The following is a 14,480-nucleotide window of genomic DNA, read 5'->3' on the forward strand; positions in this document are numbered from 1 at the left end:
CGAAGAACAGACGGTGACGGCGGGATAATTTGATTCAGATCTCATTACAGTAATGCAAATTTGTACGTAGTTTTCATTAACTGTGATGTATATCGAAGTGTAATCGCGAGTGAATGTTAGAATATTAACAGACTCGCAAGGTGAAATTTTATACGGCAATGCCGTTGGAGAATGTCATGACTGATTTAAAAGCAAGCAGCCTGCGTGCGCTCAAACTGATGGATCTGACCACTCTGAACGATGACGACACCAATGAAAAAGTGATCGCGTTGTGTCATCAGGCAAAAACCCCGGTCGGGAATACGGCGGCGATTTGCATTTACCCGCGTTTTATCCCGATTGCGCGTAAAACTCTGAAAGAACAAGGTACCCCGGACATCCGCATTGCAACGGTGACTAACTTCCCGCATGGCAATGATGACATCGATATTGCGCTGGCGGAAACCCGTGCGGCGATCGCCTACGGCGCTGACGAAGTGGACGTGGTATTCCCGTACCGCGCGTTGATCGCCGGTAACGAGCAGGTGGGTTTTGATCTGGTAAAAGCCTGTAAAGACGCTTGTGCCGCAGCGAACGTATTGCTGAAAGTGATTATCGAAACCGGCGAGCTGAAAGAAGAGGCGCTGATTCGTAAAGCCTCTGAAATCTCCATTAAAGCCGGTGCGGATTTCATCAAAACCTCTACCGGTAAAGTGCCGGTAAACGCTACGCCGGAAAGCGCGCGCATCATGATGGAAGTGATCCGCGACATGGGCGTTTCCAAAACCGTTGGCTTCAAACCGGCGGGCGGCGTACGTACGGCGGAAGACGCGCAGAAATTCCTCGCGATTGCAGACGAACTGTTTGGCGCTGACTGGGCAGATTCTCGTCACTACCGCTTTGGCGCATCCAGCCTGCTGGCAAGCCTGCTGAAAGCGCTGGGTCACGGCGACGGTAAGAGCGCCAGCAGCTACTAAGCTCTGATTTGCCGGATGGCGCTGCGCTTTCCGGCCTACAAATCCAGGCCTGTAGGCCGGATAAGGCGTTAGCCTCCATCCGGCGATGTAAGCCTTCTACTCTTTTCCCTCAGGAGGGTACCGTGTTTCTCGCACAAGAAATTATTCGTAAAAAGCGTGATGGTCATGCGTTGAGTGACGAAGAAATTCGTTTCTTTATCAATGGTATTCGTGACAATACTATCTCTGAAGGGCAGATTGCCGCCCTGGCGATGACCATCTTCTTCCACGATATGACCATGCCGGAGCGTGTTTCGCTGACCATGGCGATGCGGGATTCCGGTACTGTCCTTGACTGGAAAAGCCTGAATCTCAATGGCCCGATTGTCGATAAGCATTCGACCGGCGGCGTAGGGGACGTGACGTCTCTGATGTTGGGGCCAATGGTAGCGGCCTGCGGCGGTTATGTGCCGATGATCTCCGGTCGCGGCCTCGGACATACCGGCGGTACGCTCGACAAACTGGAAGCGATCCCGGGCTTCGATATCTTCCCGGACGACAACCGTTTCCGCGAAATTATTCAAGACGTGGGTGTGGCGATTATTGGGCAAACCAGCTCGCTTGCACCGGCGGACAAACGTTTTTACGCCACCCGCGATATTACCGCGACGGTGGACTCTATTCCGCTGATCACCGGCTCCATCCTCGCCAAGAAACTGGCCGAAGGGCTGGATGCGCTGGTAATGGACGTAAAAGTTGGCAGCGGCGCGTTTATGCCAACCTATGAACTTTCTGAAGCCCTTGCTGAAGCGATTGTCGGCGTGGCAAATGGCGCGGGAGTTCGCACTACGGCGTTGTTAACCGATATGAACCAGGTGCTGGCTTCAAGCGCCGGTAACGCGGTGGAAGTGCGTGAAGCCGTGCAGTTCCTGACCGGTGAATACCGCAATCCGCGCTTGTTTGACGTCACTATGGCGCTATGCGTGGAGATGCTGATCTCCGGCCAGCTGGCGAAAGACGACGCCGAAGCGCGTGCGAAATTACAGGCGGTGCTGGATAACGGTAAAGCGGCAGAAGTCTTTGGTCGTATGGTGGCCGCGCAGAAAGGGCCAAGCGATTTCGTTGAGAACTACGATAAATACTTGCCGACCGCCATGTTGAGCAAAGCGGTATATGCTGATACCGAAGGGTTTATCAGCGCAATGGATACGCGTGCGCTGGGGATGGCGGTCGTCTCGATGGGCGGCGGCCGTCGTCAGGCGTCAGATACCATTGATTACAGCGTTGGCTTTACCGACATGGCCCGTCTGGGCGACAGCATCGACGGGCAGCGCCCGCTGGCGGTGATTCATGCCAAAGACGAAGCCAGTTGGCAGGAAGCGGCGAAGGCCGTCAAAGCGGCAATTATCCTTGACGATAAAGCGCCAGCAAGCACACCTTCGGTCTATCGTCGAATTACTGAATAGTTGTATACTGATCTGATCAATTATTTTTGAAGCACTAAGTACGGAGAAGATATGAAACGTGCATTTATTATGGTGCTGGACTCATTCGGCATCGGCGCTACTGAAGACGCGGATCGTTTTGGCGACGTAGGTTCCGACACTCTGGGCCACATCGCAGAAGCTTGCGCCAAAGGCGAAGCTGACAATGGCCGTAAAGGCCCGTTGAATCTGCCTAACCTGACTCGTCTGGGGCTGGTGAAAGCGCATGAAGGCTCTACCGGTAAAATTGCCGCCGGCATGGACGGCAACGCGGACGTTATTGGCGCATACGCATGGGCGCACGAACTGTCCTCCGGCAAAGATACGCCGTCCGGCCACTGGGAAATCGCCGGTGTGCCGGTACTGTTCGACTGGGGCTATTTTAGCGATCACGAAAACAGCTTCCCGCAGGAACTGCTGGATAAGCTGGTGAAACGCGCCAACCTGCCGGGCTATCTCGGTAACTGCCACTCTTCCGGTACGGTCATTCTGGACCAGCTCGGCGAAGAGCATATGAAAACCGGCAAGCCGATTTTCTACACCTCCGCTGACTCCGTGTTCCAGATTGCCTGCCACGAAGAAACCTTTGGCCTGGATAAACTCTACGAGCTGTGCGAAATCGCCCGTGAAGAGCTGACCGAAGGCGGCTACAACATTGGCCGCGTGATCGCGCGTCCGTTTATCGGCGACAAGGCCGGTAACTTCCAGCGTACCGGTAACCGTCACGACCTGGCCGTTGAACCGCCAGCGCCGACCGTGTTGCAGAAACTGGTCGATGAAAAACAGGGACACGTGGTGTCCGTCGGTAAGATTGCCGACATCTACGCCAACTGCGGCATCACTAAGAAAGTGAAAGCGACCGGTCTGGACGCGCTGTTCGACGCGACCCTCAAAGAGATGAAAGAAGCGGGCGATAAAACCATCGTCTTCACTAACTTCGTCGACTTCGACTCTTCCTGGGGCCACCGTCGCGACATCGCGGGCTACGCCGCAGGCCTGGAGCTGTTTGACCGCCGTCTGCCGGAGCTGATGGAGCTGGTGGGTGAAGATGACATTCTGATCCTGACCGCTGACCACGGCTGTGACCCGAGCTGGACCGGTACTGACCATACCCGTGAGCACATTCCGGTGCTGATCTACGGTCCGAAAGTCAAACCGGGCTCTTTAGGTCACCGTGAAACCTTCGCGGATATCGGCCAGACGCTGGCGACCTACTTTGGCACATCGCCGATGGACTACGGTAAAAACATGCTGTGATACCTGTTGTCTTTCGCGCTGTAGATGCGTTGACTTCATTCGCTCACCCCGGTCACATAGTTAATCTATGCTCCCGGGGATTCACGAATTCGTCGCCTTCCTACAACGCGAAATACTTAGGGTATTTCACTGTTTTGACACACGTTTTGTAGGCCTGATAAGGCGTAGCCGCCATCAGGCAATAACAACAAATTTAAAGGGAACTGAAGATGGCAACTCCACATATTAATGCAGAAATGGGTGATTTCGCTGACGTCGTATTGATGCCGGGCGACCCGCTGCGCGCGAAGCACATTGCTGAGACTTTCCTCGAAGATGTTCGCGAAGTGAACAACGTTCGCGGCATGTTAGGTTTCACCGGGACTTACAAAGGCCGTAAGATCTCCGTGATGGGCCACGGTATGGGTATCCCGTCCTGCTCCATCTACACCAAAGAGCTGATCACCGATTTCGGCGTGAAGAAAATCATTCGCGTCGGCTCTTGCGGCGCTGTGCGCATGGACGTCAAACTGCGCGACGTGGTGATCGGTATGGGTGCTTGCACCGACTCCAAAGTGAACCGTATCCGTTTTAAAGATCATGACTTCGCGGCTATCGCTGACTTCGACATGGTGCGTAACGCAGTTGATGCGGCAAAAGCGCTGGGCGTTGACGCGCGCGTAGGCAACCTGTTCTCCGCTGACCTGTTCTACTCTCCGGACGGCGAAATGTTAGACGTGATGGAAAAATACGGCGTACTGGGCGTAGAGATGGAAGCGGCGGGTATCTACGGCGTTGCGGCTGAATTTGGCGCGAAAGCGCTGACCATCTGCACCGTATCTGACCATATCCGTACCCACGAGCAGACCACTGCCGCTGAACGTCAGACGACCTTCAACGACATGATCAAAATCGCACTGGAATCCGTACTGCTGGGCGATAAAGAGTAAGATTGTGAAGGGGGCCAGAGCAGGCCCCCTTCATCGTTTATTTCGTCAGCACTTCCCACTGTAAATTGCTTTCTAGCATGACCGTATCGGTAGCATGCGTAAATTGATTATCGTTCAAGACAGGTGTTAATGTCAGCGTGACGTTCATCATTTTCCCACTGACCTGCTGGTTATTATCCATCGCGATGATACCGTTGTTATTATGTAGCAACAGACTATCCAGGGCACTGTCATTGGGAGCAAAGCTCACTCTATCAAGGGTGCTGGCAATAGGATAACTTTTACCATCTACTATCATCTGACTAACACGTACGGCGAGACCACCGTTATTTCCAAAATAAAATCGTCCCTTTTCCCCCGCTGAGGCCTGCACAAAAAGAGCAATGTTCTGGCTTTCTGGGCAACTCACACTAACGTGAACCTCCTGTGAAGACATTTGATTCCAGCCTTGCTGAGAATTGACGATATCATCTTGCTTAAGCCAGCCAAAGCTGACGTTTGGCGAAGAAAACGTTATTTGGCAGTCATCGTCGGCCCGGGCTGATGGGGGGAGTAGTGCGGTGAAGATACAACATATAGCAATCCCCAACCATTTTCTGTTGGATTTCATTGACAGACTCCCTTTGCCGTTTCATAAAATGCCTCTTTATCCTGGGTTTTCTGCAGCGTGTAGTGGATGCGACACAGACGATTCATATCATCATTAGCGGCATATAACGCAGGATTATCCCCAACATCGGTGATAAATACGCGTCCGCTGTCGACAGCACTGACCAAATAGTTATTTTTTTCATCTACAATGCTGGTGCCTTTAGGTAGCCATGAGCCATCCGGATGCTTTACTGCCAGCATCACACGGCGTGTATTCAGCACGTTGAAATCCAGTACCCGAAAAGCGCTGTGCGCGACGGTAATATTCTTAATACCGTTTGCCAGTTCCATACTCTTTGGTAGCGTATTCGCATTAACCTCTACGCGGGATTTCCGCCATTCAGTTAGCCCCGGAATGACGGCTTGCCCCCAGTGGTCAGTCCAGATTCGCCCCTGTGGCGTGGCGATTTCAATGCCGCTTTCTGGTTCACTTAGGCGTGCGATAGCAAAGGTATTTTTGATTGTATAAGGCGAGAACGTTATGCCATGTTCGTGTGCAGCGATGCCTCCGCTGAAGGTTGCGTTATAGTTGCGGTAATTATCGCCATCAGTGCCGCCGCCCACGCTGAGTTGAGTGTAATGAAGATTGCTATTGAGATTACCGTTGAAGCTATTTTGCTGGTTTTTTGCATCACGATCCGCAGAAATATAGTAATGGGTATCTTTACTCAGCGAACCATTATTTTGTAGCCCGTAGGTTGTTTTATCACCTTGATTACGCATATAAGCGCCGACGCGCTGCTCACCGAGTGGAATGCTGATGTTGATGTAAAACATATCATCATCATTACTGTCGTTATGATTCTCATCATCCTGATTAACAGCGTGCTGCCAGTTAGCGGTAATTGAGGCATATTTAAACGTTTTGCCCCAGGAAGCCATTATGCTGCGAGAGTCGTTGTCATTATCCGTAGCCTGATAAGTGTAATAACCCAGAGAGAAGGTACCTAACAGATTATGGTTCCAGGCAATATTAGCACTGGAGCTACTTTGATATTCGTAAGCATCTTTATTGAGCGCATCCGTTAACTCACGATATCCGTCGCTGTAGCGGGCGGTACTGACGTCAAGTCTAATTTCCCCGGGCAGCGCCATGCTGGCGCGTAGTTCACTTTTCGCACCCTGCAGAGATTCGCCAAAGGACGCTTTACTGCCCAGCATTGAGCCGGAAAACGTCCATTTGTTGGTTGGAAGCCATTGCAGCATCCCTCCTGCCGCTTGATAGTCTTGTGCCAGTACGCCAGACGCCTGCGCCAGCCAGTTTTCACTCAGTTTCCAACCATCGCTGATGTTATAGATCCAGGGGAGCGAATAGTCGCTGGTGGTATCACGTATGCGCCCTATGGACATTGTTAAGCCTGCGGGCGTGAGTTCGCGTAAATTAAAGGATACTGCCGGCACCGTGAAGGTTGTCGTTGAGCCATCGGTTTCAACGACGCTGACGTTAAGGTCGGTATTGCTGCGTATGATGGGGACATTTTCAAGGGTAAATGCCCTAGCGTTCACTGGTGCGGTATAAATAATCTGTCCGGACTGACGAACTTCAACGCGAGCCTGGTGGGTTCGGGCAATACCGTTAATGGTTACGCCTTGTGTATCCTGTGCCAGCCCTTGTTCAGGGATAAGCTGTACGCCGTTGATCGGCGCGCCACTGAATAGACTGGAGTTGACGTTGATCTGCCCAACTTGCGCACGCATTTTTTGTGCCTGAAATACGTGCTCCGCATAGGTATATAGACTATCGGTACGGTATTCTCCATCATTATTCGTCAGCATGTAGCGGCTGCGCAGCGTCCATTCCGCGAAGTTTAAGCCAGCTTCAAGGTTTGCCTGGGCATAGTTTCGGCTATCGCTACCGGATGACTCGCTGCGACTGGCGTACAGGTTATAGTTAAATAACCCGGCGGTGCCGCCTTTAATCACGTTGTTTAGCGATAGTAAGTTATTATCCAGAGCCTGTGCCGGAACAAAAAGCTCCAGCGATTCACTGTTTGGCAGTGGGGTAATAATCGCTGAGGGATAATCTTCTTGTAGGCTATGGCAGGTTTCTTTGGCGCTGATATTAAGCGGTACGAGCCCGCTGGCGCTGAGGAAATCGTCATCCACGCAAAGCTGGCCTTCTGTGTCGAAACGCGCGACCAACGACCCTCTATTTACGCCATTGATCTTTACCATGACGGTGTGGCTGCCTGGTAGAAAGCGCGGCGCGCGGGAAAAATATTGTGCGACGTTGGGGCTAATGCCTCTGGAGGTGAGAATACCCATGTCAAAATTCAGCTCCTCCGCCAGAGCTGAAAACGTCGTGGTTGCCAGTGAGCAATAAAGCGCAGTTTTGATGTATAGCGGCAGTTTTAAATACTTCACGTGCTAGCTCTCATTACGGCACCAGCGGTGAGGTAAAGCTGGGGACTTCAATGCCGTAACGGCTGGCAGGATAAAAACGTACGGATGTATCAGCAGCAAAGGGCGTTTTTATACTGACGTTCAATGTTTCGCCGGGCAGAATATAGGTTTTTTTAATCGTGCCTTCGCCCCCTGAAGGTAAGAAGGTAATATTTTGGGCTAAACGTACAACGTAGGGAGACGGATTTTTGACGTTGATTGTTTGTCCGTTTCTGGACCAGGTTAATAATTTCCAGGCATCAGTAACGACCGGTAGATTTTTAGGACGAATTAATACCGGCAAATCCTGGCGTAGATTAAAACCTATTTTCATTCCTTTATCGGTAGATTTCGGAGGAATACCTTCAAACGTGACGCGCTTATAGTGCTCGACGGTGAGCGGTTCCGTACTTTCCATAATAAAGCGTAGTTGCTGCTGCTGGCCTGCTTCAACGCGAACAACTGGTTGAGTGACATCCAGTTTCACACCATTGTCGTCAGGTAAATCAACGACGGTGGTATATAACAAAGCCGGATTGCTGTCGGTGTTTTTAACATTCATTACGCCGCTGTGTGTGGATTCTTCAATCACCAGTAGCGTAGTTTCCGGTACCATGCCGGCAGCGTTAGCCTGTGAAAAGAGTGTTGAAAAAACAAAGGGGACGCTGAGTAATAATAATGGAAGTTTAGTCACTGCTGGCATCAGAATTAGTCCTTTAATTTTAATCTGTCTCCCCATAATAAGGGAGACAGATCAATAACCTTTTTACACGGTCTGGATCAGAGATATTTAAGCGTGATGGTTGCCTGACCATCCAGATCAGTATCATCAGTAATGGCCAGCGTTGCAGTATTCTGAATAGCCAGTGAGGTTTTCAGCGGGAAAATGGCGAGGGTATACGGAACCGGTTCGGTGGTGCCTTTTGTAGCAACGGTAAACATTTCCATATTGCCGTTTTTGATAATCCCGGTGGAAGACTTCTGCCAGACTGGGCTATCAACGGTTCCTGAGATAGCGTCAGATTTTACACCATCAGCGGTAACGTTCGCGGTATCGGTATAAATAGAGAACGCGCCGATTTTTACACCTTCGGTTGTTTTGCCAACGCCGTAGGACATTGTGGTATCAGATACTATACTATTAGTCATATCGCCATTGGCTATGGAGATAACGGATGCGCCTGGGTGGGTGTCCGCACGGTCATCGGTAATAGTCCATGCTGCTTTGGTTGCAGACGGACAAGAGATACTCAGAGAGACATCTTTAGTACCCAGTTGGTTTACATCGGTTGCGGAAAGTGTGGCGAGGCGGATAGTACCGTAATCAACCACGCCACCGCCGCTGAGTTCTGGGGTACAACCACCAACAACCAGTTGACCGGTGACTTTTAATACGGCAGTGGTGTCAGCATTCACGCTGGTTGTAGCAAAGGAAGCTGCAATTGCAGTAATAAGCAAAATTTTTTTCATTATAGTTCCATTAAAGAGGTGTTGAATATTCCATGTGAATGCTGGAGTTACAGATATACGAGTGTAAAGGTCGCCTGACCATCAAGCGTGGTGTTATCGGTAATAGCCAGTGTGTCCGTTCCCTGTATAGCGGCAGCTACGCGTATAGGAAATGTTGCGGTGGTAAAAGCAACGGGGCCATTTTCATCACCGACACTATATGTATTGGGAAATGGAAATGTATTTGTAAGCGCAACGAATTCGTTCATTGCTAAATCCCAGACACCAGGATTCGAATCATTTGACGCTACCATCTTCGTCTTAACTCCATCGGCGGTCGCATTATTCACGTCTATGGAGAGGCCGTATGCACCAATCTTGATACCACCTGCTGTTGTACCCAGACCTAGCTGATAGTTTGGTATTCTATTGTTCTGACCGCCAAATGTTGCGTTATCGATAGTCAGCGTTGTCGCCGAATCGCCATGATTATCGGCAGCGGTCCAGCCAACTTTTGCCGGTGCAAGGCACTGAATCGTGAGTGTTATATCTTTGTATCCCAGTTGATTCGTTTCAGTTGGCAGCAGATCGCTAACGGCCTTAGTACCGAAATCTACAACGCCACCATCACTTAACTCTGGTATACATGCGCCGTTGGTTAAAACGCCAGTCAGTTTTAATACAGCAGTGGATTCAACCGCTTGCGCTGAAGTTGATAATCCTATTATGACAGAGGTCGCTATTAATAATTTTTTCATCAGTAATCCCTAACGATTAAGTATATTTCCAAATGACATGTAATGCGCGGGTCGGGATTCTATGAAGATAATGATATGTTGTAAATTTAATAAAATTAAATCTTGGTTAAGAAAAACTTTAATCATCATTGGTGATGATAAATGGTTTATAATTCGCTGGGTTTATGAAGTGCGGGGAAATAATATTAATTTTAAAGAATATAGTAGTTAGTGAGTGTGTTTTAACTATTTGTGCTATTCACTCATTTTTCAGAATATGTTGTTATGTTTAAATAATATCAGAGACACATTCGTCTCTCTGATATTATTCATTTAGCGCACAGCTTCTGCAATCCACGCCGACAGTTCCCGCAGTTCTTTTTCCTGCTTCGGGAAATCAACCAGTAGCGCCTCGCACGTTTCCTGTAGTTTATCCGCGCGGTACAAACACCCTTGCAGCCGCTCGGCCAGCGCTTCCAGCGGTGCCGGGTTCAGGCTATCGGTAAACGCCTGTGCGCGGGTAATCACACCTTTCTCGACGTCAAAATGCAGCTCGACGCCGCCCCAGGTGAAACGCTCGTCCAGCAGATGGCTGAACGCCGGTGCCTGGCCGAAATTCCACTCCCAACTGCTCTGGCGCGCAAAGGTTTCGGCAAAATTCGGCAGATCCGGCGTTTTATCCGGTGAAATCACTTCCGCGTCGACGCGTTCGCCGTAATGGGCGAAAAAGGCTTCCGTGACCGCCTGGCAGACCTGTTCATGAGTGATACCCGGTAATAGCTCGGTAAGATTGGCCACGCGGGAGCGAACGGAGGTAATCCCTTTCGCCGCAAGTTTCTTTTTATCGGGATTCAGATAGTTCGCCAGACGGCTGAGGTCTGCATTCAACAGCAGCGTGCCGTGATGGAAGCCGCGATCTTTGGTTTCGCGATAGGCTGAACCGGAGACTTTGCGATCGCCGTCCGGCGTTTTTACGACCAGATCGTTGCGTCCCGAAGCATCGGCCATGACCCCCAGCGAATTCAGCGCCGCGAGCACAATATGGGTGGAGATGGTTTTATCGTATTCCGGTTTACCAGCCATAAAGGTAAAGCAGGTATTACCGAGGTCATGGAATACCGCGCCGCCGCCGCTGCTACGGCGGGCCAGACGGACATTATCTTCTTCCATACGCCGCGTATTACACTCTTTCCACGGGTTTTGCGCGCGTCCAATGACCACCGTATCCGCGTTGCGCCACAGGAACAGCACGCGCTGGGTGGCGGGCATCTGGCGGAAAATGCACTCCTCGACCGCCAGGTTAAACCAGGGATCGTAAGAGTCAGAAATAAGCAGGCGTAATGTTGTCATAGTGGTTTTCCTTACCTTTATTAAGCCGTCATTTTACTCTTTTTCCTCACGTTCTTCCTCTTCCGGAACAGGCTTGCTGGCCGTTAGCAGGAAGGGCGACTGCTGCCAGCGGGTGCGTTTACCTTGTAGCAAGGTGCGCGTCAGCACCACGCCTATCGCCAGCGAGAGTAGCAGCATCAGACGTAGAATGTTGGTGGTGTTATCGACCTGCTTTGCTTCGGTGGCCAGCGTGTGGGTATCCAGCGTCAGACGCAGGTAGCCCAATGGGCCGTTTTTCCCCTGGATAGGCTCGACAATTTGTTGGTTAAAATAGCTGCCCGCTTTTTTGCCATCCAGCGCCAGCCTGTCGCGCACGTTGACGCTTTCGCCAGCGCGAGTAATAAGATCGCCCTGTTCATCATAGACGCCGGCATCCAGAATACGGCTCTCTTGCGTGAGCTGACGCAGCACGGCGTTGATGCGATTTTCATCCGGTGTTTCGCTGCGCATCAGCGGGGCGATGTTGAGCGTCACCTGGCGCGCCAGCGTGCGGGCCAGCTCTTCCAGCTGCGGATTGCGCTGTCGCTGGTGGTTTTGACTAAACCAGGACGCGCCCTGCATAAGCGCGACGAGCAGTGTGAGACAGAACAATACAATGACTGCACGATGCAGCCGAAATTTCAGTTTTGCGCGAGCCATATTCCACCTGCTGAAAATTTGAGGCTTAATGTTGCCAGAAGCGATGGTTACAAGGTAGCCTCATGCGTTATTTTCCGCGGGGCGGTTACCGGCCTGAACGATTTACAGGAGCTTTAATGCCTAACATTACCTGGTGCGATCTGCCTGAAGATGTCTCTTTATGGCCTGGTTTGCCTCTTTCTTTAAGCGGCGACGAGGTGATGCCTCTGGATTACCATGCAGGCCGCAGCGGTTGGCTGCTGTATGGGCGCGGGCTGGATAAGCAGCGTTTAACTCAATATCAGACCAAACTGGGCGCCGCAATGGTGATTGTCGCCGCCTGGTGCGTGGAGGATTATCAGGTCATTCGTCTGGCGGGGTCGCTGACGCCGCGTGCGACGCGGCTGGCGCATGAGGCGCAGCTGGATGTTGCGCCGCTGGGTAAAATTCCGCATCTGCGCACGCCGGGGCTGCTGGTCATGGATATGGATTCCACGGCGATCCAGATTGAGTGTATCGATGAAATCGCGAAGCTGGCCGGTACCGGTGAGAAGGTGGCTGAAGTGACGGAGCGCGCGATGCGCGGCGAGCTTGATTTTACCGCCAGCCTGCGTAGCCGCGTGGCGACGCTGAAAGGCGCGGATGCCGATATTTTGCGCCAGGTGCGCGGGAATCTGCCGCTAATGCCAGGATTAACGCAGTTGGTGCTAAAACTGGAAGCGCTTGGCTGGAAAATCGCTATCGCCTCCGGCGGCTTCACTTTCTTCGCCGACTATCTGCGTGACCAGCTACGCCTGACGGCGGCGGTCGCCAATGAGCTGGAGATCATGGACGGTAAATTTACCGGTCACGTTATCGGCGATATTGTGGATGCTGAGTATAAAGCCAATACCTTGCTTCGTCTGGCGCAAGAGCATGACATCCCGCTGGCGCAGACGGTGGCGATTGGCGACGGCGCTAACGATCTGCCAATGATCAAATCGGCAGGGTTAGGTATTGCCTTCCATGCCAAGCCAAAAGTAAACGAAAAGACGGAGATTACGATCCGCCACGCTGACCTGATGGGCGTGTTTTGCATTCTCTCCGGCAGCATGAACCAGAAATGATTAACCTGCCCAATGGCAAGGCGACCGTAGGCCGGATAAGCATCAGCGCCATCCGGCAACAGCGTTAACGAAAGAGGTAAAACGTGGCAAAAGCTCCAAAACGCGCCTTTGTTTGTAATGAATGTGGTGCCGATTACCCACGCTGGCAGGGGCAGTGCAGCGCCTGCCAGGCCTGGAACACCATTACTGAGGTGCGCCTTGCCGCGTCGCCGACGGTGGCGCGTAACGAACGTCTGAGCGGATACGCCGGCAGTGCGGGCGTATCAAAAGTGCAGAAACTGTCTGACATCAGTCTTGAGGAACTGCCGCGCTTTTCTACCGGTTTTAAAGAGTTTGACCGTGTGTTGGGCGGCGGGGTGGTACCCGGCAGCGCCATTTTGATTGGCGGTAACCCCGGCGCGGGCAAATCAACGTTGCTGCTGCAAACGCTGTGCAAGCTCGCCGAGCAGATGAAAACGCTGTACGTCACCGGCGAAGAGTCGCTACAGCAGGTGGCGATGCGCGCGCATCGGCTTGGCCTGCCGACGGCGAATCTGAATATGTTGTCGGAAACCAGCATCGAACAAATTTGCCTGATTGCCGAAGAAGAACAGCCGAAACTGATGGTGATCGACTCCATACAGGTGATGCATATGGCGGACATCCAGTCGTCGCCGGGCAGTGTCGCCCAGGTCCGCGAAACGGCAGCCTACCTGACGCGCTTCGCCAAAACGCGCGGCGTGGCGATCGTGATGGTCGGCCACGTCACCAAAGACGGGTCGCTGGCCGGGCCGAAAGTGCTGGAACACTGTATCGATTGCTCAGTATTGCTCGACGGCGACGCCGATTCTCGTTTTCGCACGCTGCGCAGCCACAAAAACCGCTTTGGCGCAGTCAATGAGCTGGGCGTCTTCGCCATGACCGAACAGGGGTTGCGCGAAGTGAGCAATCCGTCCGCCATCTTTTTAAGCCGCGGCGATGAGGTCACTTCCGGCAGTTCAGTGATGGTCGTCTGGGAAGGCACGCGACCGTTGCTGGTGGAGATTCAGGCGCTGGTCGATCACTCGATGATGGCGAACCCCAGACGCGTGGCGGTCGGTCTGGAGCAAAACCGTCTGGCTATCCTGCTGGCGGTGCTGCACCGACACGGCGGTCTGCAAATGTCGGATCAGGACGTCTTCGTCAACGTGGTCGGCGGCGTGAAAGTCACCGAAACCAGCGCGGATCTGGCTTTACTGCTGGCGATGGTCTCCAGCCTGCGTGACAGGCCGTTGCCGCAGGATCTGGTGGTGTTTGGCGAAGTGGGGCTGGCAGGCGAGATTCGTCCGGTGCCGAGCGGGCAGGAGCGTATTTCCGAGGCGGCGAAACACGGTTTTCGTCGGGCGATTGTGCCTGCCGCCAACGTACCGAAAAAGCCGCCGGAAGGAATGCAGGTGTTCGGTGTTAAAAAGCTCGCAGATGCGTTAAGCGTGTTTGACGACTTATAATTCTCTGTATGTAGTGATGTTGTATAATTTGCCGGATGGCGACGCAATGCGTCTTATCCGGCCTACGGATTGATACG

The 14,480-nt window shown here is 52.2% G+C and carries 13 protein-coding genes; 6 read left to right on the forward strand and 7 right to left on the reverse strand.

The features are described 5' to 3' along the window. The first annotated feature begins 176 nt into the window (after nt 1–176). From deoC to deoD, 4 genes are all read left to right on the forward strand, one after another. The gene (gene deoC / locus ACFK9X_RS04250; protein ID WP_001519713.1) at nt 177–956 is read left to right on the forward strand and encodes a deoxyribose-phosphate aldolase; all 780 of its coding nucleotides are present in this window, start codon (nt 177–179) and stop codon (nt 954–956) included. Between the two features lie 122 nt (nt 957–1,078). Further along, a complete protein-coding gene (gene deoA, locus ACFK9X_RS04255; protein ID WP_000477838.1) occupies nt 1,079–2,401 on the forward strand; it encodes a thymidine phosphorylase in 1,323 nt (440 codons plus the stop codon). Nucleotides 2,402–2,452: 51 nt separating this feature from the next. Then, nucleotides 2,453–3,676, forward strand: coding sequence for a phosphopentomutase (gene deoB / locus ACFK9X_RS04260; protein ID WP_000816454.1), 1,224 nt, complete (start codon nt 2,453–2,455; stop codon nt 3,674–3,676). 209 nt (nt 3,677–3,885) lie between these two features. Continuing rightward, nucleotides 3,886–4,605: a purine-nucleoside phosphorylase gene (gene deoD / locus ACFK9X_RS04265; RefSeq protein ID WP_151115653.1), complete on the forward strand. Its 720-nt coding sequence runs from the start codon at nt 3,886–3,888 to the stop codon at nt 4,603–4,605. Between the two features lie 37 nt (nt 4,606–4,642). Here the strand turns inward: deoD and ACFK9X_RS04270 are convergent, their stop codons facing one another. The 7 genes from ACFK9X_RS04270 to ACFK9X_RS04300 all read right to left on the reverse strand — a co-directional run bounded on the left by ACFK9X_RS04270 (nt 4,643) and on the right by ACFK9X_RS04300 (nt 11,852). Then, nucleotides 4,643–5,215: a hypothetical protein gene (locus tag ACFK9X_RS04270; protein WP_151115655.1), complete on the reverse strand. Its 573-nt coding sequence runs from the start codon at nt 5,213–5,215 to the stop codon at nt 4,643–4,645. Then, complete coding sequence (locus tag ACFK9X_RS04275) at nt 5,212–7,620, reverse strand: fimbrial biogenesis outer membrane usher protein (RefSeq protein WP_151115657.1); 2,409 nt, start codon at nt 7,618–7,620, stop codon at nt 5,212–5,214. The genes ACFK9X_RS04270 and ACFK9X_RS04275 overlap by 4 nt, the downstream gene beginning before the upstream one ends. Nucleotides 7,621–7,633: 13 nt before the next feature. Continuing rightward, nucleotides 7,634–8,341 (reverse strand): fimbrial biogenesis chaperone StjC, encoded by a 708-nt coding sequence (gene stjC / locus ACFK9X_RS04280; RefSeq protein WP_001112032.1) that lies wholly within the window; start codon nt 8,339–8,341, stop codon nt 7,634–7,636. A 77-nt stretch (nt 8,342–8,418) separates the two neighbouring features. Beyond that, on the reverse strand, nt 8,419–9,108 hold the full coding sequence (locus tag ACFK9X_RS04285) for a DUF1120 domain-containing protein (protein ID WP_000722276.1): 690 nt from the start codon (nt 9,106–9,108) through the stop codon (nt 8,419–8,421). Nucleotides 9,109–9,155: 47 nt separating this feature from the next. Continuing rightward, a complete protein-coding gene (locus tag ACFK9X_RS04290; RefSeq protein WP_151115659.1) occupies nt 9,156–9,845 on the reverse strand; it encodes a DUF1120 domain-containing protein in 690 nt (229 codons plus the stop codon). Nucleotides 9,846–10,157: 312 nt separating this feature from the next. Continuing rightward, nucleotides 10,158–11,174: a lipoate--protein ligase LplA gene (lplA, locus tag ACFK9X_RS04295; RefSeq protein WP_151115661.1), complete on the reverse strand. Its 1,017-nt coding sequence runs from the start codon at nt 11,172–11,174 to the stop codon at nt 10,158–10,160. 33 nt (nt 11,175–11,207) lie between these two features. Next, nucleotides 11,208–11,852 (reverse strand): YtjB family periplasmic protein, encoded by a 645-nt coding sequence (locus ACFK9X_RS04300; RefSeq protein WP_000090067.1) that lies wholly within the window; start codon nt 11,850–11,852, stop codon nt 11,208–11,210. A 116-nt stretch (nt 11,853–11,968) separates the two neighbouring features. Between ACFK9X_RS04300 and serB the strand changes: the two genes are divergently transcribed. Both serB and radA read left to right on the forward strand, forming a co-directional pair. Then, nucleotides 11,969–12,937, forward strand: coding sequence for a phosphoserine phosphatase (gene serB / locus ACFK9X_RS04305; protein ID WP_001132984.1), 969 nt, complete (start codon nt 11,969–11,971; stop codon nt 12,935–12,937). An 83-nt stretch (nt 12,938–13,020) separates the two neighbouring features. Continuing rightward, nucleotides 13,021–14,403, forward strand: a complete 1,383-nt coding sequence (radA, locus tag ACFK9X_RS04310) for a DNA repair protein RadA (protein ID WP_001029720.1) — start codon at nt 13,021–13,023, stop codon at nt 14,401–14,403. The last annotated feature ends 77 nt before the right edge of the window (nt 14,404–14,480 follow it).

It is taken from the genome of Salmonella sp. WC3, assembly GCF_042932255.1.
GTDB lineage: Bacteria > Pseudomonadota > Gammaproteobacteria > Enterobacterales > Enterobacteriaceae > Salmonella > Salmonella enterica.

Coding starts and splice junctions, on each gene's coding strand:
- deoC (WP_001519713.1), top strand. CDS start 177: ATGACTGATTTAAAAGCAAGCAGCCTGCGTGCGCTCAAACTGATGGAT.
- deoB (WP_000816454.1), top strand. CDS start 2,453: ATGAAACGTGCATTTATTATGGTGCTGGACTCATTCGGCATCGGCGCT.
- deoD (WP_151115653.1), top strand. CDS start 3,886: ATGGCAACTCCACATATTAATGCAGAAATGGGTGATTTCGCTGACGTC.
- ACFK9X_RS04270 (WP_151115655.1), bottom strand. CDS start 5,215: ATGAAATCCAACAGAAAATGGTTGGGGATTGCTATATGTTGTATCTTC.
- stjC (WP_001112032.1), bottom strand. CDS start 8,341: ATGCCAGCAGTGACTAAACTTCCATTATTATTACTCAGCGTCCCCTTT.
- ACFK9X_RS04285 (WP_000722276.1), bottom strand. CDS start 9,108: ATGAAAAAAATTTTGCTTATTACTGCAATTGCAGCTTCCTTTGCTACA.
- ACFK9X_RS04290 (WP_151115659.1), bottom strand. CDS start 9,845: ATGAAAAAATTATTAATAGCGACCTCTGTCATAATAGGATTATCAACT.
- lplA (WP_151115661.1), bottom strand. CDS start 11,174: ATGACAACATTACGCCTGCTTATTTCTGACTCTTACGATCCCTGGTTT.
- ACFK9X_RS04300 (WP_000090067.1), bottom strand. CDS start 11,852: ATGGCTCGCGCAAAACTGAAATTTCGGCTGCATCGTGCAGTCATTGTA.
- serB (WP_001132984.1), top strand. CDS start 11,969: ATGCCTAACATTACCTGGTGCGATCTGCCTGAAGATGTCTCTTTATGG.